Annotated in this window: 16 protein-coding genes; 6 read left to right on the top strand and 10 right to left on the bottom strand. The window is 65.1% G+C overall.

From position 1 onward, the window contains the following. Nucleotides 1-15: 15 nt before the first annotated feature. From DKT70_RS04565 to pdeM, 4 genes are read left to right on the top strand one after another with little or no spacing between them, the layout of a single operon-like run. A complete protein-coding gene (locus tag DKT70_RS04565; protein WP_111558032.1) occupies nt 16-1,008 on the top strand; it encodes a ligase-associated DNA damage response exonuclease in 993 nt (330 codons plus the stop codon). Next, on the top strand, nt 1,005-2,555 hold the full coding sequence (locus tag DKT70_RS04570) for a cisplatin damage response ATP-dependent DNA ligase (protein WP_111558033.1): 1,551 nt from the start codon (nt 1,005-1,007) through the stop codon (nt 2,553-2,555). The genes DKT70_RS04565 and DKT70_RS04570 overlap by 4 nt, the downstream gene beginning before the upstream one ends. Then, nucleotides 2,552-4,927, top strand: a complete 2,376-nt coding sequence (locus DKT70_RS04575) for a ligase-associated DNA damage response DEXH box helicase (RefSeq protein ID WP_111558034.1) — start codon at nt 2,552-2,554, stop codon at nt 4,925-4,927. The genes DKT70_RS04570 and DKT70_RS04575 overlap by 4 nt, the downstream gene beginning before the upstream one ends. Further along, the gene (gene pdeM / locus DKT70_RS04580) at nt 4,924-5,610 is read left to right on the top strand and encodes a ligase-associated DNA damage response endonuclease PdeM (protein WP_111558035.1); all 687 of its coding nucleotides are present in this window, start codon (nt 4,924-4,926) and stop codon (nt 5,608-5,610) included. The genes DKT70_RS04575 and pdeM overlap by 4 nt, the downstream gene beginning before the upstream one ends. Before the next feature lie 54 nt (nt 5,611-5,664). Here pdeM and DKT70_RS04585 read toward each other — a convergent pair whose 3' ends face one another. The 8 genes from DKT70_RS04585 to mutM form a co-directional block, all read right to left on the bottom strand. Then, nucleotides 5,665-6,408: an outer membrane protein gene (locus tag DKT70_RS04585; protein WP_111558036.1), complete on the bottom strand. Its 744-nt coding sequence runs from the start codon at nt 6,406-6,408 to the stop codon at nt 5,665-5,667. Nucleotides 6,409-6,581: 173 nt separating this feature from the next. Continuing rightward, entirely contained in the window at nt 6,582-9,020 is a 2,439-nt protein-coding gene (gyrB, locus tag DKT70_RS04590; protein ID WP_111558037.1) for a DNA topoisomerase (ATP-hydrolyzing) subunit B, read from the bottom strand. 127 nt (nt 9,021-9,147) lie between these two features. Continuing rightward, on the bottom strand, nt 9,148-10,230 hold the full coding sequence (recF, locus tag DKT70_RS04595; protein WP_111558038.1) for a DNA replication/repair protein RecF: 1,083 nt from the start codon (nt 10,228-10,230) through the stop codon (nt 9,148-9,150). Further along, a complete protein-coding gene (gene dnaN / locus DKT70_RS04600) occupies nt 10,227-11,345 on the bottom strand; it encodes a DNA polymerase III subunit beta (RefSeq protein ID WP_111558039.1) in 1,119 nt (372 codons plus the stop codon). The genes recF and dnaN overlap by 4 nt, the downstream gene beginning before the upstream one ends. A gap of 98 nt (nt 11,346-11,443) precedes the next feature. Further along, nucleotides 11,444-12,808, bottom strand: a complete 1,365-nt coding sequence (dnaA, locus tag DKT70_RS04605) for a chromosomal replication initiator protein DnaA (protein ID WP_199559530.1) — start codon at nt 12,806-12,808, stop codon at nt 11,444-11,446. A gap of 561 nt (nt 12,809-13,369) precedes the next feature. Next, nucleotides 13,370-13,639, bottom strand: coding sequence for a 30S ribosomal protein S20 (rpsT, locus tag DKT70_RS04610; RefSeq protein ID WP_072296695.1), 270 nt, complete (start codon nt 13,637-13,639; stop codon nt 13,370-13,372). Between the two features lie 154 nt (nt 13,640-13,793). Continuing rightward, nucleotides 13,794-14,570 (bottom strand): enoyl-CoA hydratase, encoded by a 777-nt coding sequence (locus tag DKT70_RS04615; protein ID WP_111558040.1) that lies wholly within the window; start codon nt 14,568-14,570, stop codon nt 13,794-13,796. 70 nt (nt 14,571-14,640) lie between these two features. After that, nucleotides 14,641-15,486: a bifunctional DNA-formamidopyrimidine glycosylase/DNA-(apurinic or apyrimidinic site) lyase gene (gene mutM / locus DKT70_RS04620; protein ID WP_111558041.1), complete on the bottom strand. Its 846-nt coding sequence runs from the start codon at nt 15,484-15,486 to the stop codon at nt 14,641-14,643. A gap of 101 nt (nt 15,487-15,587) precedes the next feature. Between mutM and ubiE the strand changes: the two genes are divergently transcribed. Both ubiE and ubiB read left to right on the top strand, forming a co-directional pair. Then, the gene (gene ubiE, locus DKT70_RS04625) at nt 15,588-16,334 is read left to right on the top strand and encodes a bifunctional demethylmenaquinone methyltransferase/2-methoxy-6-polyprenyl-1,4-benzoquinol methylase UbiE (RefSeq protein WP_111558042.1); all 747 of its coding nucleotides are present in this window, start codon (nt 15,588-15,590) and stop codon (nt 16,332-16,334) included. Nucleotides 16,335-16,338: 4 nt separating this feature from the next. Next, on the top strand, nt 16,339-17,874 hold the full coding sequence (gene ubiB / locus DKT70_RS04630; RefSeq protein WP_111558043.1) for a 2-polyprenylphenol 6-hydroxylase: 1,536 nt from the start codon (nt 16,339-16,341) through the stop codon (nt 17,872-17,874). Here the strand turns inward: ubiB and DKT70_RS04635 are convergent. Both DKT70_RS04635 and DKT70_RS04640 read right to left on the bottom strand, forming a co-directional pair. Beyond that, nucleotides 17,871-18,206 carry a hypothetical protein gene (locus DKT70_RS04635; RefSeq protein WP_111558044.1) on the bottom strand — a complete coding sequence of 112 codons (336 nt, stop codon included), beginning with the start codon at nt 18,204-18,206 and terminating at the stop codon, nt 17,871-17,873. The two genes, ubiB and DKT70_RS04635, sit on opposite strands and share 4 nt — an antisense overlap. Beyond that, nucleotides 18,203-18,841: a hypothetical protein gene (locus DKT70_RS04640; protein ID WP_233490421.1), complete on the bottom strand. Its 639-nt coding sequence runs from the start codon at nt 18,839-18,841 to the stop codon at nt 18,203-18,205. The genes DKT70_RS04635 and DKT70_RS04640 overlap by 4 nt, the downstream gene beginning before the upstream one ends. Nucleotides 18,842-18,877: the final 36 nt, after the last annotated feature.

An 18,877-nucleotide genomic window follows, 5' to 3' on the forward strand; every position in this document is an offset into this window, starting at 1 on the left:
CGCCATCTGGATCCTATGCGCGCCGATCAGATCTTGCACCCGACCGAGGCCGGGCTTTACTGCCCGCCCGGGGATTTCCATATCGACCCGATCCGCCCGGTCCCCCGCGCGCTGATCACCCACGGGCATGGCGATCACGCCCGCGCCGGCCATGGGGCCGTCATGGCGACCCGTCAGACGCTGGACATCATGGCCATCCGCTATGGTGCCGATTTCACCGAAACCCGCCAGGTGGCCGACGGCCCGATCCGCGTGGGCGATACCACCGTCAGCTTTCATCCCGCGGGGCATATCCTGGGCTCGGCGCAGATCGCGGTGCAGCCGGACAAGGGCCCGAAGATCGTCGTTTCGGGCGATTACTGCCGCCGCCCCAATCCCGTCTGCGCGCCCTATGAACCTGTCCCCTGCGACATCTTCGTGACCGAGGCGACCTTCGGCCTGCCGGTCTTTCGCCATCCCGACCCGCTGCAGGAAATGGCGCGTCTGCGCGCCAGCATGGCCGAATTTCCCGAACGCCAGCACCTGATCGGGGCCTATGCGCTTGGCAAGGCGCAGCGGGTGATCTCGCTGGCCCGGCAGGCCGGGATCGACGGTCCCATCGCCATCCACGGCGCATTGCAGCGGCTGTGTGACTACCATGTCGAACAGGGGATCGATCTGGGCGAACTGATCCCCGCCACCGCCGCCGACGTGCCCGCGCAACTGGTCATCGCGCCGCCCTCCGCCTTTGCCAGCGCATGGGTCCAGCGGTTCCGCGATCCGGTGATCGGCTTCGCCTCGGGCTGGATGCAGGTCCGCGCCCGCGCCCGTCAGCGCGGGGTCGAGCTGCCCCTGGTCATCAGCGACCATGTCGATTGGCCACAGGTCACGCAGACCATCCGCGACTTGGCCCCGTCCGAGGTCTGGATCACCCATGGCAACGAGGACGGGCTGATGCGCTGGTGCGAATTGCACCAGATCGCCGCCCGCCCCCTGCGGCTGGTCGGATACGAGGACGAACCCGAATGAAGGCCTTTGCCACCCTGTTGGAGCGTCTGGCCTTCACCGCCGCGCGCAATGCCAAGCTGCGCATCCTGCGCCATTACCTGGAACAAACTTCTGACCCCGATCGCGGCTTTGCCCTGGCGGCCCTGACGGGCGATCTGAAGCTGCGCGCCGTGACGCCCAAGCTGCTGCGCGGGCTGATGGCCGAACGGGTGGACGAACAGCTGTTCGCGCTGTCTTATGATTTCGTGGGCGATCTGGCCGAAACCATCGCATTATTGTGGGACGGTGACGGCGACGATGATGTGCCCTTGGGCGACGCGGTGGCGCTGCTGTCGGATACGGGACGCGCGGGCCTGCCTGCCGCGATCAGCGCCATGCTGGACCGCTTGGGTCCGTCGGAGCGACTGGCCTTTTTGAAGCTGGCCACCGGCAACATGCGCGTGGGGCTGTCGGCCCGCATGGCCCGCATGGCGCTGGCCGAAATGGGCGAGCCGCAGATCAAGGACCTAGAGGAGATCTGGCACGGTCTGACGCCCCCGTATCAGCCGCTATTCGACTGGATCGCGGGCGGGGCGCGGCCCGAACATGCGGCCAAGGCGCCCTTTCGACCGGTCATGCTGTCCACCCCAGTCGATCTGGATCAGCTGCGCGCGCTGGACCCCGATGACCATGTCGCCGAATGGAAATGGGACGGCATCCGCGTGCAGGCGGTCAATGACGACGGGGTGCGCCGCCTGTATTCCCGCACCGGTGAAGATATCAGCGGATCCTTCCCCGACGTGATCGAGGCGCTGAATTTCGACGGCGCGGTCGATGGCGAATTGCTGGTCCGGCGCGGGGCCGACGTGGCACCCTTTGGCGATCTGCAGAAGCGCCTTGGCCGCAAGGTGGTGGGCCGCGCCATGCTGGACAGCCATCCGGCGGGACTGCGCGTCTATGACCTGATGATCTGGGACGGGCAGGATCTGCGCGACATGCCGCATCAGGACCGCCGCACGATCCTGCAACAGGCCGATTTCGGCAGCGACCGGATCGACGTGTCACCCCTGCTGGATTTCGGCACATGGGACGATCTTGCCGCCCTGCGCGCCGATCCGCCCAGCATCGTGATCGAAGGCGTGATGATCAAGCGCCGCGACAGCCCTTATGTCGGCGGCCGTCCCCGCGGGCCCTGGTTCAAGTGGAAACGCGACCCGATGGTGGTTGATGCGGTGATGCTCTATGCGCAGCGCGGGCACGGTAAGCGATCGGGCTTCTACAGCGATTTCACCTTCGGCCTGTGGGACGGGGACGTGCTGGTGCCGGTCGGCAAGGCCTATTTCGGCTTTACCGATGAGGAGCTGCGCGAGCTGGACCGTTTCGTCAGGAACAACACCACCGAACGCTTCGGCCCCGTCCGCTCGGTTGCGCCCAAGCTGGTGCTGGAGGTCGCGTTCGAGGGGCTGAACGCATCCGCCCGCCACAAATCCGGCGTCGCCATGCGCTTTCCGCGCATCAGCCGCATCCGGTGGGACAAGCCTGCCCCCGAGGCCGACCGGCTGGAGACCCTGAAAGCCATGATCCCGTGACACTGCCCCCGCGTTTTCAGGACTGGTTCACCCGTCAGGGCTGGCAGCCCCATCCCCACCAGATCGCGTTGTTGCAGGCGACGGGCGACACGTTGCTGATCGCGCCGACGGGTGGCGGCAAGACGCTGGCCGGGTTTTTGCCGACGCTGGTCGATCTGGCCGAACCGCATGAGGGGATGCATACGCTCTATGTGTCACCCCTGAAGGCGCTCACCGCGGATATCGCCCGCAACCTGTCGCGCCCCGTGGCCGATCTGGGCCTTGATATCCGCATCGAGGATCGCACCGGCGACACCCGCGCCAGCCAGCGCGCGCGCCAGAAGATCGATCCGCCCGACATCCTGCTGACCACGCCCGAGTCGCTGGCGCTGATGCTGTCCTATGAACAGGCGCCGCGCATCTTCGGGGGCTTGCGCCGGGTGGTTCTGGACGAATTGCACGCGCTGGCAGAAAACAAGCGGGGCGATCAGCTGATGCTGTGCCTGGCCCGGCTGAAGGCACTGGCCCCCGAGGTCACCGTGACCGGCCTTTCGGCCACGGTCGAGGACCCGCAGGGCTTGGCCGGTTTCATGGGCGGGGCGCAGGTGATCGACGCCGATCCCGGCCCCGATCCCGACATCGCCATGCTGCCCACGACCAACCCCGCCCCTTGGGCCGGCGGCGGGGGGCATTATGCGGTCCGCGACGTGCTGGCGCAGGTGAAACAGGCCACCACCACCATCATCTTCATCAACACCCGCGCCCAGGCCGAGCTGTTCTTCCAAGCCATCTGGGCCGCCAATGACGACAACCTGCCCATCGGTCTGCATCACGGCAGCCTGTCACGCGAGGCCCGCCAGCGGGTCGAGGCCGCGATGGCCGCCGGTGAATTGCGCGCCGTCGTGGCGACCGGCAGCCTGGATCTGGGCATCGATTGGGGTGCGGTGGATCTGGTCATCCAGGTGGGCGCCCCCAAGAACGTCAAGCGGTTGGTCCAGCGAATCGGGCGGGCCAATCACCGATACAACGCGCCGAGCCGGGCGCGGATCGTGCCCGCCAATCGGTTCGAGGTGATCGAATGCACCGCCGCCCTGCAGGCGGTGCGCGAACGCGACCTGGATGGCGATCCCCGCGGTCCCGGCCCCTTGGATGTGCTGTGCCAGCATATCCTGCTGACGGCCTGCGCGGGTCCCTTTGATGCCGATGCCCTGTTCCGCGAGGTGCGCGAGGCCGGCCCCTATCGCCATCTGACGCAGGACGATTTCGACGCCTGCCTGGATTTCGCGGCGACCGGCGGCTATGCCCTGCGCGCCTATGACCGCTGGCAACGGCTGATGCTGCGCGACGGTCTGTGGCGGCTGCGCGACCCGCGGGCCACGCGCGACTTGCGGATGAATATCGGCACCATCGTCGAGGCCGAGATGCTGAAGGTCCGCTTTCGCGGCCGCGGCGGCACGCCCCTGGGCGAGGTCGAGGAAAGCTTTGCCGCCACGCTGGAATCCGGCGACACCTTCCTGATCGGCGGGCAAACCGTCCGCTATGACGGGCTGCGCGACATGGTGGTCGAGGTCACCAAACAGCCTGCCCGCGAACCAAAGATCGCGGTCTTTTCGGGGCTGAAGATGGCAACATCGACTCAGCTGTCGCATCGGGTGCAGGCGCTGATCGGCGATCCGTCACAACACGACAAGCTGCCCCCCGACACCGCCGAATGGCTGGCGCTGCAGGGCCGGGTTAGCGTGCTGCCGCGCCCCGGCGTCCTGGTCACCGAAAGCTTTCCTCACCAAGGGCGATGGCATCTGGCGGTCTATGGCTTTGCCGGACGCAATGCGCTGCAGACGCTTGGCCTTCTGATGACCCGCGTAATGGAGGAGGCGGGCCTTGCGCCCTTGGGTTTCCTGTCGACGGATTACGCCCTGCTGATCTGGTCGCTGGACCCGGTGACCGATCCCGCGCCCCTGCTGGACCGCAATGCCCTGCGCGAGGGTCTGGGCGATTGGCTGGGCCGCAATGCCGTGATGAAGCGCAGTTTCCGCAATGTCGCGACCATCGCGGGGTTAATCCACCGCAACCTGCCCGGACAACGCAAATCGGGGCGTCAGGCGACGTTTTCCAGCGACATTCTTTACGACACGCTTCGCCGCTATGACCCCGATCACCTGATGCTGCGCATCACGACCGACGAAGCGCGGCGCGGATTGGTCGATTTCGACCGGATCGAGGAGATGCTGGATCGCAGCGACCGGCTTGATCACCGCATGCTGGATCGCGTATCGCCCTTGGCGGCGCCCCTGATGCTGGAAAAGGGTCGGGTGCCGATCGCGGGGCAGGGTCGTGAGCGTCTGGCCGAGGCCGAGGCCGCCGCCCTGATGGCAGAAGCGGGACTGACGTGACGACGCATGATTTCATCTTCGACGGCCAGCGGCTGCAGGCGCGACCCTCGGGGGCATTGTTCTGGCCGGAACGGCGTTGGCTGATCGTGGCCGACCTGCACCTGGGCAAATCCGAACGCATGGCCCGACGCGGCGGTGCGCTGCTGCCGCCCTATGAAACCCAAGCCACGCTGGACCGGCTGGGCGCCGAGATCGAAGCGACCGATCCCCGCAGGGTCATCAGCCTGGGGGACGGCTTTGACGATGATGCCGCAGGCATGGCGCTGCCCGATTCCGTCTGCCACGCGCTGCAGGCCATGGCGCAGGGGCGGGACTGGACTTGGATCAGCGGCAATCACGATCCGGGTGCGCTGAACCCACGCTTGCCGGGGCAGGTTCAGGCGCAAATGGATGTCGGGCTGATCTTCAGGCACGAAGCAGGGCAGGGGCCGGATGTCTCGGGACATTTCCATCCCTGCCTGCGGTTGGCCGGACAACGGATGCGATGCTTTCTGGCCGGAACCGATCACCTGATCCTGCCCGCCTTCGGGGCCTATACCGGTGGGCTGGCCATCGACGATCCGGTTTTGCGTGCCTTGGTGCCTGCGGGCATGGCCATCGCCTGCGCCCATCGCGCGATCCCCGTGCCCGTCACCACCCAGGCGGCACCGCCCAAACCGACCCGGACCCGGCGGCGCGCATGAAAAAGGGCCGGCGCGCCCATGGCGAACCGGCCCCTTGTTCAGGTCGCGCCAGAATCAGAAGCGATAGTTCACACCGAAGCTGACATTGCTATGCGCGGGGGTCGCCTCGGACGTGACGGTATCGCCGAAATCATCCGTGAAGCTGACGGTTTCCTTGCCCAGATCACGGTACTGATAGGCGGCAAAGACCGACATCTTGTCGTTGATCATGCGTTCCACACCCAGACCGGCCGCAAGACCGGTGGCGCTGAAGCTTTCGGTAGCGGACTGGTCGCCGGTCGAAAGGGTATAGTCGAAATCACCATGGGCCACGCCAAAGGTGCCATAGATCAAGGTGCCCGGCTGAACTTCGTAGCCGGTCTTCATGACCAGCGTGACAAGATAGTTCATCTCGGACTCGATGGTGGCCGCGGTGCCGAAGGGCAGAATGTCGGTTTCGTCGTCAACGCTGCCGCCTTCGATGCCCAGTTCCGGACCAAAGACCCAGTTGTTGCGCTGCCAGCGATAGCCGGCGTGCAGACGGGCGGTCACACCCTTGATGTCGACATCGCCCAGGTCGGTATCGCGGGCGGTTTCGTCGCCATCCTCGACGATCGCGATGCCGATTTCGTCGTCGCCACCAAAGCTATAGCCCAGACCGCCACCGACATAGGCACCTGCCCAGTTGCTGGCGACCGGCACTTCATCGATCATGACGGGCTGCGCCTCGACGACCGGAACGATGGCACCGCCGGCAAAGGAGGTCCCCGCGCTCAGGACCAGGGCAGTGGTGGCGGCGAACATGGACTTAAGATTCATGGCTAACTCCTGAAACAACGGCCCACCAATTGGAGGCTTTAACAGCGGAAAACTGCCACCTTTTACAACGAAAACCTGCTTTCAGGCAAATCAAACCAAGGGGACGCGTCCGACATAATACCAAAGATTATGGTCGAACGTGCCTATTTGGCAACAAAAGGTTGGAGCAAGGCTCAGGTGTCCAGGTTCTCCACGTTCAGCGCGTTTTGCTGGATGAACTCGCGCCGCGGCTCGACCACGTCGCCCATCAGCTTGGTAAACAGGTCTTCGGCCTCGGCTACGTCCTCGATCCGGACCTGCAGCATGGTGCGGGCGACCGGGTCCAGCGTGGTTTCCCACAGCTGTTCGGGGTTCATCTCGCCCAGACCCTTGTAGCGCTGCAGCGACAGACCCTTCTCACCTTCCAGGAACACGGCCTGCAACAGGCCAAGCGGGCCATAGATCGGCTGGTCGCGATCCTTGCGGATCAGGCGCGCGGGCTTGGCATAGATGTCCTGCAGGGCCTGGGTCATTTCGCCCAAGCGGCGGCTTTCCCCACTGCGCAGCATCTGGCCGTCCAAGGTGCGGCTTTCCTCGACGCCCCGCAGGGTGCGGATCAGGCTGATGCCGGCGTCCTGCGTGGGTCGACCTTGCCAACCGCGTTCATATTCCTCGGCGATCAGGTCCAGGCGCGCGCTGATATCGTTGGCCACGTCCTGGGGGTTGTCGTCGATCCGGCCCGGGCGCAGGGCCCCGGCGATGGCCGCCTGTTCGGTGATGTGCGGCGGATAATGGGTCGGGTAAAGCCGCAGGATGCGCCGCGCCATGCGGGCTTCCTCGACCACGCGGGCCAGGTCGTTGCCGGTGATCTCCTCGCCCGAGGCAAGGCGCAGCGACGCCCCTTCGACGCCCTGCTGGATCAGGTAATCCTCCAGCGCGGCCTCGTTCTTCAGATAGACCTCGGACCGGCCGCGGCCCACCTTGTAGAGCGGCGGCTGCGCGATATAGAGATGGCCGCCCTCGATCAACTCCGGCATCTGCCGGAAGAAGAAGGTCAGCAGCAGCGTACGGATATGCGCGCCGTCCACATCGGCGTCGGTCATGATGACGATCTTGTGGTAGCGCAGCTTCTTCAGGCTGAATTCGTCGCGCCCGATCCCGGTGCCAAGCGCGGTGATCAGCGTGCCGATCTGGTCGCTGCCCAGCATCCGGTCAAAGCGCGCGCGTTCCACGTTCAGGATCTTGCCGCGCAGAGGCAACACCGCTTGGTTCTGACGCGAGCGGCCCTGTTTCGCCGAACCGCCAGCCGAGTCACCCTCGACGATGAACAGCTCGCTCAGCGCCGGGTCCTTTTCCTGACAATCGGCCAGCTTGCCGGGCAGCGAGGCCACGTCCATCGCCGTCTTGCGCCGCGTCAGCTCGCGCGCCTTTCGGGCGGCTTCGCGGGCCAAGGCGGCCTCGATGATCTTGCCGACGATCTGGCGGGCCTCGGTCGGGTTCTCCTCGAACCATTCGGCCAGCTTTTCACCAACCAGCCCCTCGACCGCCGGACGGACCTCGCTGGAAACCAGCTTATCCTTGGTCTGGCTGGAGAATTTCGGGTCGGGCACCTTGACGGACAGCACGCAGGTCAGGCCTTCGCGTGCGTCGTCGCCGGTGAAGTCGACCTTTTCCTTTTTCGCGATGCCGCTGTCCTGCGCGTATTTGCCGATCACGCGGGTCAGCGCGCCGCGGAAACCGGCCATGTGCGTGCCGCCATCGCGCTGCGGGATGTTGTTGGTGAAGGGCAGGACGGTTTCATGATAGCTGTCGTTCCACCACATTGCGACCTCGACCCCGATGCCGTTCTTCTCGCCGGTCATGAAGATCGGCTCGGGCATGACCGAGGTCTTGGAGCGGTCCAGGTATTTCACGAATTCCCGCACGCCGCCTTCATAGAACAGCTCTGTCTTCTGCAATTCCGCGTGGCGCTCATCCTCCAGGATGATGCGCACGCCGCTGTTCAGGAAGGCCAGTTCGCGCAGGCGGTTTTCCAGCGTCTTGAAGACATAGTCCAGGTTGCTGAACGTGCCCTCGGGGTGGTTGGTCTTGGCCGATGCCAGGAAACGAACCTCGGTCCCTTTTTCGCCGGGCTGGGCATCGCCCACCTCGCGCAAGGATTCGACCGTATCGCCATGTTCGAAGCGAACGTAATATTCCTTGCCGTTGCGCCAGATGCGCAACTCCAACCAATCCGACAGCGCGTTCACGACCGACACGCCCACGCCGTGCAAGCCACCCGACACCTTGTAGCTGTTCTGGTCGAACTTGCCGCCCGCATGCAGCTGGGTCATGATGACTTCGGCCGCGCTGACACCCTCGCCGGCATGCATGTCGACCGGAATGCCGCGACCGTTGTCGCGCACGCTGACGCTGCTGTCGGCATGGATCTTGACGCGGACGAAGTCGGCATGGCCGGCCAAGGCTTCGTCAATGCCGTTGTCGACAACTTCGTAGACCATGTGGTGCAGGCCGGACCCGTCATCGGTATCGCCGATATACATGCCGGGCCTTTTGCGCACGGCCTCCAGTCCCTTAAGAACCTTGATGGAATCGGCGCCGTATTCGGCAGGCTGAGAGGCTGTGTCGGTCATGCGTCGGGCTTCCTGTTCGTCATGCCTCGATATAGTGCTTCGGGGCGGCAAAGTCACGGCTTTGACAGGGTTTTTCCCCGCCATGCGCAGGTTTTCTGCCCCCATGTGGCCAAAGGGACGGGGCGGGTCACGAAAGCGCGGCCAGATCGGACCGCCCGTCATGCTTTTCCACCGCAAGTCGCCGCGCCGCATCGCCCAGATCGGCAAAAAGTTCGGGCCCCGTTCCCGTCAGCAAGCTTTGCGCGGGCAGGTTGCGGATCAGGTCGTAAAGGGCCGCGCGGCGGTCGCCGTCCAGATGGGCCGCGACCTCGTCCAGCAGCAGCAGGACCGGCTGATCGGACAGGGCGCGGGCATTGGCCATGATCAGCGACAAAAGCAGCGCCTTCTGCTCGCCGGTGGATGACAGCGACGCGGGCATGTCCTGCGGCCCCCATGTCGCCCCCAGATCGGCGCGATGCGGCCCCGTCAGGCTGCGCCCCGCAGCCAGATCGCGCGGCCGCATCGCGGCCATGCGCGCGGCGATGCTGTCGGCGTCATCGTCATCGGCATGGCCTTCACCCGGCAGCAGCGTCAGGGTCGCGGCCGGAAAGGCGTCCGATGGTCCCTGCGCAGCCATGATGGCGGACAGGGCGGCCTGGCGGTTGCGGGTCAGCGCCGCGCCCGCATCGGCCATCTGCGCCTCGAGCGCGCGATACCAGCCGGGGTCCCCGACCTGGTCGCGCAGCAGGCGGTTCCGTTCGCGCATGGCCTTGTCATAGGCCAGCGCCAGATCGGCATGGTCAGGCATCAGCGACAGGGTCACCCGGTCCAGAAAGCGGCGCCGCCCCTCAGGGGCCTCGGTCCACAGCCGGTCCATCGCGGGCACCAGCCAAATCACGCGCACCAGCCGGGCAAGGGCGGTCTGCGGAACGGGTTTGTCGTCCAAGGCAACGCTGCGGGTCTGGTCGGGCGGGGCCTGCGTGACGACCCGGTGGTCGCCCAGATCGGCGGCGATGCGCCAGCCCGCGTCCTTGCCCTGCCGCGCCTGTTCGGGCGCAGCCGATCCGCGCAGCCCGCGTCCGGGGGCCAGCATCGACACGGCTTCCAGAATGTTGGTCTTGCCCGACCCGTTCGATCCGAAGATCGCCACGGGGCGGGCGTCCAGGTCCAGGTCCAGGTCCAGCCGGGGCCAGGACCGGAACTGCGCCAGCGACAGACGGCTTAACGTCAAACGCGCATCGGCATGACGACATAGACGGCGCTGAGGTCACTGCCCTCGCGGATCAGGGCCGCATCGCCCGAGCCGTTGAACAGGAAGACCGCATTGTCGCGATCGACCTGATTGGCGATTTCCTGCAGGTACTTGGCGTTGAAGCCGATCTCCAGCGGCTCGGCGTCATAGGCCACGACCAGCTCTTCCTCGGCAGCGCCGGAATCGGGGGCGTTGACCGAGAGGACCAGCTTGTCGGCATCCAGCGACAGCTTGACGGCGCGCGATCGTTCACTGCTGACGGTGGCCACACGGTCCACGGCGCGGGCGAAATCGGTGGCGTCCACCTCCAGCTTGCGGGTGTTGCCCTGCGGGATGACACGGCTGTAATCGGGGAAGGTCCCGTCGATCACCTTCGAGGTCAGGGTGATGGTGGTGGTGGCAAAACGCACCTTGGTCTCGCTGACCGAAACCGAGATCTCGTCTTCATCCTCGTCCAGCAGCTTGCGCAGCTCGCCGACGGTCTTGCGTGGTACGATGACGCCGGGCATATCCTCGGCGCCAGCGGGCAGGGGGGCATCGATGCGCGCCAGCCGGTGGCCGTCGGTGGCCACGCAGCGCAGCACCGGGCCGTCCTCGGATTTGGCGACGTGCATATAGACGCCGTTCAGGTAATAACGCGTCTCCTCGGTCGAGATGGCGAATTTCGACTTGTCGAACAGGCGGCGCAGGACCTTGGCGGGCGCGGTGAAGGTGGTGCTGTATTCGCTGGTCGCCATGACCGGGAAATCCTCGCGCGGCAGGGTCGCAAGGCTGAAGCTGGACCGCCCGGCCTGAACCGCCAGCCGGCCCGTCGCATCGTCCGAACTGATCTGGACCAGCGCCCCATCGGGCAGCTTGCGCGAGATCTCGTTCAGCATCACCGCGCTGACGGTCGTCGATCCGGGGCGTTCGAAATGGGCCGCCGACCGGTCCAGCACCTCGGTGTCCAGATCGGTCGCGCGGAAGCTGACGCCATCAGGCGTTGCCTCGATCAGCACGTTGGCCAGGATCGGGATGGTGTTGCGGCGCTCGACGACGGATTGGGCCTGCGATACGGCCTTGACCAATACGGCGCGCTCGATCGAGAATTTCATAAGCTTCCCCTGTCATTCAGGCGCATCGGCCGGTTTGTCGGACCTGATGTGTAACCGCCCGCGCGGGCGGTCACAAGAATAACGTGAGGTGGTGGTGCTTACGCCTCCAGCATCCGCTTGAGGACGGCGATGTCTTCGGACATGGCGCTGTCGTCGATGATCAATTCCTCGATCTTGCGAACGCCGTGCATGATGGTGGTGTGATCCCGCCCGCCGAAGCGGCGACCGATTTCCGGCAACGACCGGCTGGTGAGCTGCTTGGACAGATACATGGCGATCTGGCGGGGCCGGGCGACATTGCGGGCGCGCTTCGGACCCATCATGTCGGCCAGGCGGATGTTGTAATGTTCGGCGACCTTGCGCTGGATGTCGTCGATGTTGATCTTGCGGTCATTGGTGCGCAGGATGTCGGCTAGGCATTCCTGCGCCACCTCCAGCGTGATCTCGCGGCGCAGAAGGCTGGCATGCGCGAACAGACGCTGCAGCGCGCCTTCCAGCACGCGGACGTTGGTGGTGATGCGATGCGCCAGAAATTCCAGCACGCCCGCGCCGATTTCCAGGTCGGGCTGCTGGGCGCGGAAGACGGCGGTCTTGGACTGCAGGATGCCCAGACGCAGTTCATAGGTGGTGGGGTGCAGGTCCACGATCAGACCGCAGGACAAGCGCGACTTGATGCGTTCCTCAAGACCCTTGATTTCGGCGGGGGCGCGGTCGGCGGAAATGACGATCTGCTTGCCCTGATCGACCAGCGCGTTGAACGTGTGGAAGAATTCTTCCTGCGTGCTGTCCTTGCCGGCGATGAACTGGACGTCATCGACCATCAGCATGTTCACGTTCCGGAACATGCCCTTGAAGTCCATGATGGTGCTTTCGCGCAGCGCCTGGACAAAGCGGTACATGAACTGCTCCGCCGACAGGTACAGCACCTGCGCGTTCGGATGGCGGGTCTGATAATCATGCGCAATCGCATGCATCAGGTGCGTCTTGCCCAGGCCAACGCCGCCATAGAGGAACAGCGGGTTGAAACCCACGGGCCCGCCTTCGGCGACGCGGCGGGCGGCGGCATGGGCCAGTTCGTTCGGCTTGCCGACGACGAAATTTCCGAAAGTATAGCGCGGGTCCAGCGGCGCGCCCAGATCGGCGCGGGGGGCGACGCGCGCTGTGGGGGCCTGGGCGGGCATGTCGGCCGGGGCGGCGGCCTGCGCCGCAGGGCGTGCGGCGGCACTGCCCACGTCAAATCGCAGCCGTTCGACATGTTCGCCGGTCCGGTTCAGGACCGACATGATTTCCTTGGCAAAGTGACGGTTCACCCAGTCCGAGATGAAGCGCGTCGGGCTGATGAAGCGCGCGGCGCCTTCTTCGATGGCGGCAAGACGAAGCGGCTTGATCCAGTGGTTATAGTTGTTCGGCCCAACGCTGCTTTCCAGTTCGGCGCATGCCTGACCCCAGATCTTGTCCATCATCTTCCGTTTCCCGTGCCTGTCCCCAAATCCCGCCGGGCGATCCGACGGGACAACGTTCACGCAGCCAGGGCCGTGACACAGAAAAACAGGCATCCTCCGCGTCCGAGACCTCGGTCGCTAGAAGGGCGCCAGCCCGTTTTTCCAGTTCACAGACACAGATCCCGTGACAGCCGATGGCAGCCGACAGTCCGAAACCCGAGAGCAGAAGAAGGACGGTTGTCCCGACCTCGTCGCCCGGTCGATTTCTTGGTCGGCATCTGCCGGCCCCGAGGTTCGACCCGTCCCCCAAGCGACGTGAATCGCAAGATGGAAATTAGCCTCAGCGCGACGACCGCTGCAACCGAACTATGCGCTTGACAGCAACTTGGTGAAATCGAATCTGCGAGCCCTTTGACTCCAAAGACAAAAAAACTGACTGGCTTGAAAAGAAAGGATTTTATTGCTTTTCGCAGGTGCAGAAATGCAGATCGGGCGCAAAGCAAAGCTTGCACCCGATCGGTCGTTTCCGAGGCCTATCGTGGCCGTATGTCTGGATATTCTTCAACCCCAGGGGGTTGGAAATCAGGCCGTCTGCAGCGCCTTCACGCGGGCTGCCAGGCGGGACACTTTCCGCGATGCAGTATTCTTGTGCACGATGCCCTTAGTGACGCCGCGCATCAGTTCGGGCTGGGCGTTTTTCAGGGCTTCGCGGGCGGCATCGACGTTGCCGCTGGCGATCGCTTCTTCGACCTTGCGCAGATAGGTGCGGATGCGCGAACGGCGGGCTTTGTTGATGTCGGTGCGACGCTCGGTCTGGCGTGCGCGTTTCTTCGACTGGGGCGTATTGGCCATGGGTCAGAATCCTAACGGGTCAGTTGCATTTCGATTGCGCAAAAGCCCCATGGCGCCGCACCCCGAAAGGTACGGTCATGATTCTTGCCTAAGCGGGCCCACACGCATGTAAGGGTGGGCCTATAGGACATGGGGCGGAAAAAGAAAACCCTTTTCAGCGGTCGCGGAACTGGGCTTCGCGTTTTTCCAGGAAAGCGGCCATGCCTTCCTTCTGATCCTCGGTCGCGAACAGCGCATGGAAAGCGCGGCGTTCGAACAGCAGACCCTCGGCCAGGGTGGTCTCATAGGCGCGGTTGACCGATTCCTTGACGGTCTTGACCGCGATCTGCGATTTGTCGGCGATCTTACGGGCGGCGGTCAGGGCTTCGGGAATCAGCTTGGGGGTGGGGACGACGCGGCTGACCAGCCCCGAGCGTTCTGCCTCGGCGGCATCCATGAAGCGGCCGGTGAGGTTCATGTCCATGGCCTTGGACTTGCCAACGAATCGCGTCAGGCGCTGCGTGCCGCCGATGCCCGCGCAGACGCCCAGGTTGATCTCGGGCTGGCCGAACTTGGCGTTTTCCGCACAGATGATGAAGTCGCAGACCATCGCCAGCTCGCAGCCGCCACCCAGGGCATAGCCGCTGACGGCGGCGATGATCGGCTTGCGGACGCGGGTAATCTTTTCGATCTGGGCGCCGAAGAGGTCCTGTTCATAGACCTCGACGAAAGATTTTGTCGACATTTCCTTGATGTCGGCGCCCGCGGCAAAGGCCTTTTCGCTGCCCGTCAGGACGATGCAACGCACCTTGTCGTTGCGGTCGGCGTCAGACAGGGCCGCCGACAGCTCGTCCAGAAGCGTGGCGTTCAGCGCGTTCAGCGCCTCGGGACGGTTCAGCCGGATCAGGGCGACCTCGTCCTCGATCTCCACGATGATGGTTTCAAAAGCCATGGGCTTGGACCTCGTTGCCAATTTGCATTGGCACAAGTCCTATCAGCTTGAGCGCGGGAAATCCAAGCGTTCAGCGTTGGCAGGCCGGGCAGTAGAAACTGGACCGCCCCGACTGCACGATGCGCCGGATGGTGCCGCCGCATCCGTCCCGCAGGCAGGGCTGGCCTTCGCGGTCATAGGTGCGGAAGCTGTGCTGGAAATAGCCCAGTTCCCCGCTGGCCTGCCGATGATCGCGGAGGGACGATCCGCCCGCCGTGATGGCATCCGACAAAACGTCACGGATGTGGCCGACCAGCGCCGCCAGCCGCGCCGCCCCGATCCGCCCCGAGGCACGGCGCGGATCGATCCCCGCCCGCCACAGGGATTCGCTGACATAGATGTTGCCCAGGCCCGCCACGATGCGCTGATCCAGCAGAGCCTGCTTGATGGGCAGGCGCCGGCCCGCCAGACGCGCGGCCAGGTATTCGGGGGTGAAGACCGGATCGAAGGGCTCCGGCCCCAGATGGTCCAGCAGCGGATGCGCCGCACCGTCTCGGATCAGGTCCACCATGCCAAAACGGCGCGCGTCGTTGAAGGTAATGGTGGTGCCCGCATCGGTGGTCAGAACCACGTGATCGTGGCGCGCGATGATGCCCGGATCGCGGTGGAAACCGGCCAGGCCCGCACCCTCGACCAGCATCCTCCCCGACATGCCAAGATGCCACAGCACCGTGCCACCACGGTCCAGATCGGCCAGCAAGTATTTCGACCGACGCCGCAACGCGGTCACGGTGGCACCCGTCATCACCTGCACCAGGTCGGGCGGAATTGGCCAGCGAAGATCGGGGCGGCGGACCTCGGCGCGGGCGATGCGGGCGCCCTCCAGATGGGGCAGCAGGCCGCGGCGGACGGTCTCGACTTCGGGCAGTTCGGGCACGCAGGTTCCTTTCGTCGCATTGCACCTGTGGCGCATCGCGGTCATTGTGCCAGCGGCTGGCCGGACTTATCTGGCGATGGAACAGGTAAACGGCAAGCGTGATGACGGATTCAAAGACGACACATTTCGGTTTCCAGACCGTGGACGAAGATGCCAAGGCCGGCATGGTCCACGAGGTCTTTTCCAGCGTCGCGTCGAAATATGACGTGATGAACGACCTGATGAGCGTGGGCATCCACCGCGTTTGGAAGACGGCCATGATGGATTGGCTGGCCCCGCGCGAGGGTCAGCACCTGCTGGACGTGGCGGGCGGCACGGGCGATGTGGCCTTCCGCTTTCTGGACCGCGCGCCGCACGGCCGGGTGACGGTCTGCGACATGACCGAATCCATGCTGGTCGAAGGGCGCAAGCGCGCCGATGCGGTGGACAAGGCCGACCGGCTGGCCTGGGTGACGGGCGATGCGATGGCGCTGCCCTTCGCGGATGCGACCTTCGACCGCTATACGATCAGCTTCGGCATTCGCAACGTGACCCGCATCCCCGACGCGTTGTCCGAGGCCTATCGCGTGCTGAAACCCGGCGGTCGCCTGATGGTGCTGGAATTCAGCCAGATCCCGGTGCCGGCGATGCAATGGGCCTATGACCGCTACAGCTTCAACGTCATCCCGGCAATGGGCAAGGCGGTGACGGGCGATCGCGACAGCTACCAGTACCTGGTCGAATCGATCCGCCGCTTCCCCGTCCAGGAAACCTTTGCCCAGATGATCCGCGATGCGGGCTTCGGGCGGGTTCAGTACCGCAACCTGACCATGGGCATCGCAGCCCTGCATTCCGGCTGGAAGTTGTAGTTTCATGCGCGGCCCCCACAACATCCTGCGCCTGATCCGCACGGGCGCCACGTTCGAGCGCACCGGCGCGATGGAGGCCGTGCTGGACGCGGTCGAAGCCCCCGTCCGGCTGCGTGTCGCCGCCAGGGTGCTGGGCTGGCCGTTCCGCTGGCTGGGCTACAAGGGCGATCCGAACCTGCCGCCGATCACGCGGGCGATCACCGCCTTGGGGCCGGCCTATATCAAGTTCGGGCAGATTCTCTCGACCCGCGCCGACGTGGTGGGGCCGGAACTGGCCGGGCAGCTGCGGATGCTGCAGGACCGCCTGCCGCCCTTCCCGACCCCCATCGCCAAGCAGGCCATCGCGGCGGAATTGCGCCGCCCCGTCGACCAGATCTTTTCGGAATTTTCCGAACCGGTGGCGGCGGCATCCATCGCCCAGGTCCACCGCGCCCGCCTGCGCGACAGCGGTCACGAGGTCGCAGTCAAGGTCGTGCGCCCCGGCATCGGTGCCGCCTTCAAGCGCGACATCGACGCCTTCCATTTCGGCGCCCGCATCATCGAGATCCTGTCGCCCGGCACACGCCGCCTGCGCCCCCGCGACGTGGTCAACCATTTCGAACACACGGTCATGGGCGAGCAGGACCTGCGGCTGGAGGCGGCGGCCGCATCCGAATTCGCGGAAAACACCGCGCAGGACGCGGGCTTCCAGATCCCCATGCCGCATTGGGCCTTTTCCTCGCGCAGCGTGCTGACCGCCGATTGGGCCGAAGGGCTGCCGATGGGCGATCCGCAGGCGCTGATCGCGGCGGGTCACGACACGACCGACCTGGCACGGCGGGTGATCCAGCTGTTCCTGTCCCACGCCCTGCGCGACGGCTTCTTCCATGCCGACATGCATCACGGCAACCTGAAGGTCGCGGCCAATGGCGATGTCATCGCCTATGATTTCGGCATCATGGGCGAGATCGACGAATACACCCGCCGCGTCTATGCCGAGATCCTCTATGGCTTCATCCAGCGCGACTATCGTCGCGTCGCCCGCGTCCATTTCGAGGCGGGCTATGTCCCCCGCGACCAAGACGAGGCCGCCTTTGCCCGGGCCCTGCGCGCCGTGGGCGAGCCGATTTTCGGCGCCGATGCCAGCCGCATCAGCATGGCGAACCTGCTGTCCTATCTGTTCGAGGTAACCGAACGGTTCGGCATGCCCACAAGGACCGAACTGATCCTGCTGCAGCGCACCATGGTCGTGGTCGAAGGCGTCGCCCGGTCGCTGGACCCGCAGCTGAACATCTGGGACGCGGCCAAGCCGGTAGTGTCAGATTACATCAAGGGCAGCATCGGCCCCAAGGCCGCGTTGCACGACCTGTCGCAGGTGGCGCAGACCATCGGCCGCTATGGGCCGCTGCTGCCCCGCATCGTCGAACAGGCCCTGTGGGAACGCGCCCACCCTGAGGAGGCCCGACTGACCGTCGTCCAGCCCAAGCCTGCCGTGCCCCTGTGGCTGGTGGCCGTGCTGGCCTTGACCGCGGGGGCGGGCATCGGTCTGGGGCTGGGCTAGAAACAGATGATCTCGGCCTCGGCCTCGGCACGTCGCAGGGTGGCGACGGTTTCGTTCATCTGGGCCATCCCCTTGAACATCGACGATCTTTCGCCATTGGTCTGCTGCATGCGCAGGATGGTTTCGGCCCCGACATAGCCGTCATAGGGCAGGATTTCGGCGATGCGGTCGATGGCGCAGGAACAGCGGTCCAGCATTTCACGGGTGTTGCCGTTGGTGGCCATGCAGGTAGTCACGTATTCGACCCGGGCGTTGGTGGGGTAATCGTTCACCGACTGCGCCGCCGCCGGCCAAGCCAGCAGGGCGACGAAGCCGGCGGCGACAGCCCTCATTGCAGCACCAGCGTGTTGCGATAGCCGGGGGACTGGTCGGTGGCGGCGCGCAATTCGCGGATCGGATCCTTGGGATCATCCATGACGAAGGTCAGGGTCAGCGAATCGAACCCCTTCATCCGGGCGGCGTTCTGATCCTGGGCGAAGGGCTTGAAAGTCGCGACCTTCCGGCCATCCTGTTCGGTGATCTCTCCGCCGCGAAAGATGGCATCCTTCATCCGGTTGCGGATGTAATGCGGGCTGCCCCCGGTCAGGGCGGCCATGTCGCGCACGGTCTCTTCCAGGAAATAGGTCAGCACCGGGTCGCCCGCCGAAATCGGAAACGGTCCGATCTTGCGGTTCGCCGCATCGCCCTGCTGCTGCAGCTGCAGCACCGGCTGCTGGTCCGAGGGGTCGATGATCTGGCTCAGGATCAATCGGCTATCGGCTGTCGGGCGGAACCTTTCGACGGCGGGACCTTCGACGGTCATCTGCCATTCCAGGGCTTCCTGCCCCAGATCCCACGGGCCGCGTTCGGAAAAGACCGCATCGCCCGCCTCGGCGGCAAGCCCGGCCTGAGGCATCGAAAGGGCTGCCCAAAGGGCAATGGCAATGGCGCGTTTCATCATCTCTCGTCCTCCCAAACGTGGGGCCATGATGGGGCAGTGAACGGGGATCGCAAGCCCCGCAAT

Origin of the sequence: Paracoccus sediminilitoris (assembly GCF_003259195.1) — a bacterium.
Taxonomy (GTDB): Bacteria; Pseudomonadota; Alphaproteobacteria; order Rhodobacterales; family Rhodobacteraceae; genus Paracoccus; species Paracoccus sediminilitoris.

Excerpts from the sequence above, each read along its gene's own strand:
- DKT70_RS04585 (WP_111558036.1), bottom strand. The coding sequence starts at position 6,408 with ATGAATCTTAAGTCCATGTTCGCCGCCACCACTGCCCTGGTCCTGAGC.
- gyrB (WP_111558037.1), bottom strand. The coding sequence starts at position 9,020 with ATGACCGACACAGCCTCTCAGCCTGCCGAATACGGCGCCGATTCCATC.
- DKT70_RS04640 (WP_233490421.1), bottom strand. The coding sequence starts at position 18,841 with ATGGCCCCACGTTTGGGAGGACGAGAGATGATGAAACGCGCCATTGCC.
- ubiB (WP_111558043.1), top strand. The coding sequence starts at position 16,339 with ATGCGCGGCCCCCACAACATCCTGCGCCTGATCCGCACGGGCGCCACG.
- ubiE (WP_111558042.1), top strand. The coding sequence starts at position 15,588 with ATGACGGATTCAAAGACGACACATTTCGGTTTCCAGACCGTGGACGAA.
- DKT70_RS04565 (WP_111558032.1), top strand. The coding sequence starts at position 16 with ATGCGCGCCGATCAGATCTTGCACCCGACCGAGGCCGGGCTTTACTGC.
- dnaN (WP_111558039.1), bottom strand. The coding sequence starts at position 11,345 with ATGAAATTCTCGATCGAGCGCGCCGTATTGGTCAAGGCCGTATCGCAG.
- DKT70_RS04570 (WP_111558033.1), top strand. The coding sequence starts at position 1,005 with ATGAAGGCCTTTGCCACCCTGTTGGAGCGTCTGGCCTTCACCGCCGCG.
- dnaA (WP_199559530.1), bottom strand. The coding sequence starts at position 12,808 with ATGATGGACAAGATCTGGGGTCAGGCATGCGCCGAACTGGAAAGCAGC.
- DKT70_RS04635 (WP_111558044.1), bottom strand. The coding sequence starts at position 18,206 with ATGAGGGCTGTCGCCGCCGGCTTCGTCGCCCTGCTGGCTTGGCCGGCG.
- DKT70_RS04615 (WP_111558040.1), bottom strand. The coding sequence starts at position 14,570 with ATGGCTTTTGAAACCATCATCGTGGAGATCGAGGACGAGGTCGCCCTG.
- rpsT (WP_072296695.1), bottom strand. The coding sequence starts at position 13,639 with ATGGCCAATACGCCCCAGTCGAAGAAACGCGCACGCCAGACCGAGCGT.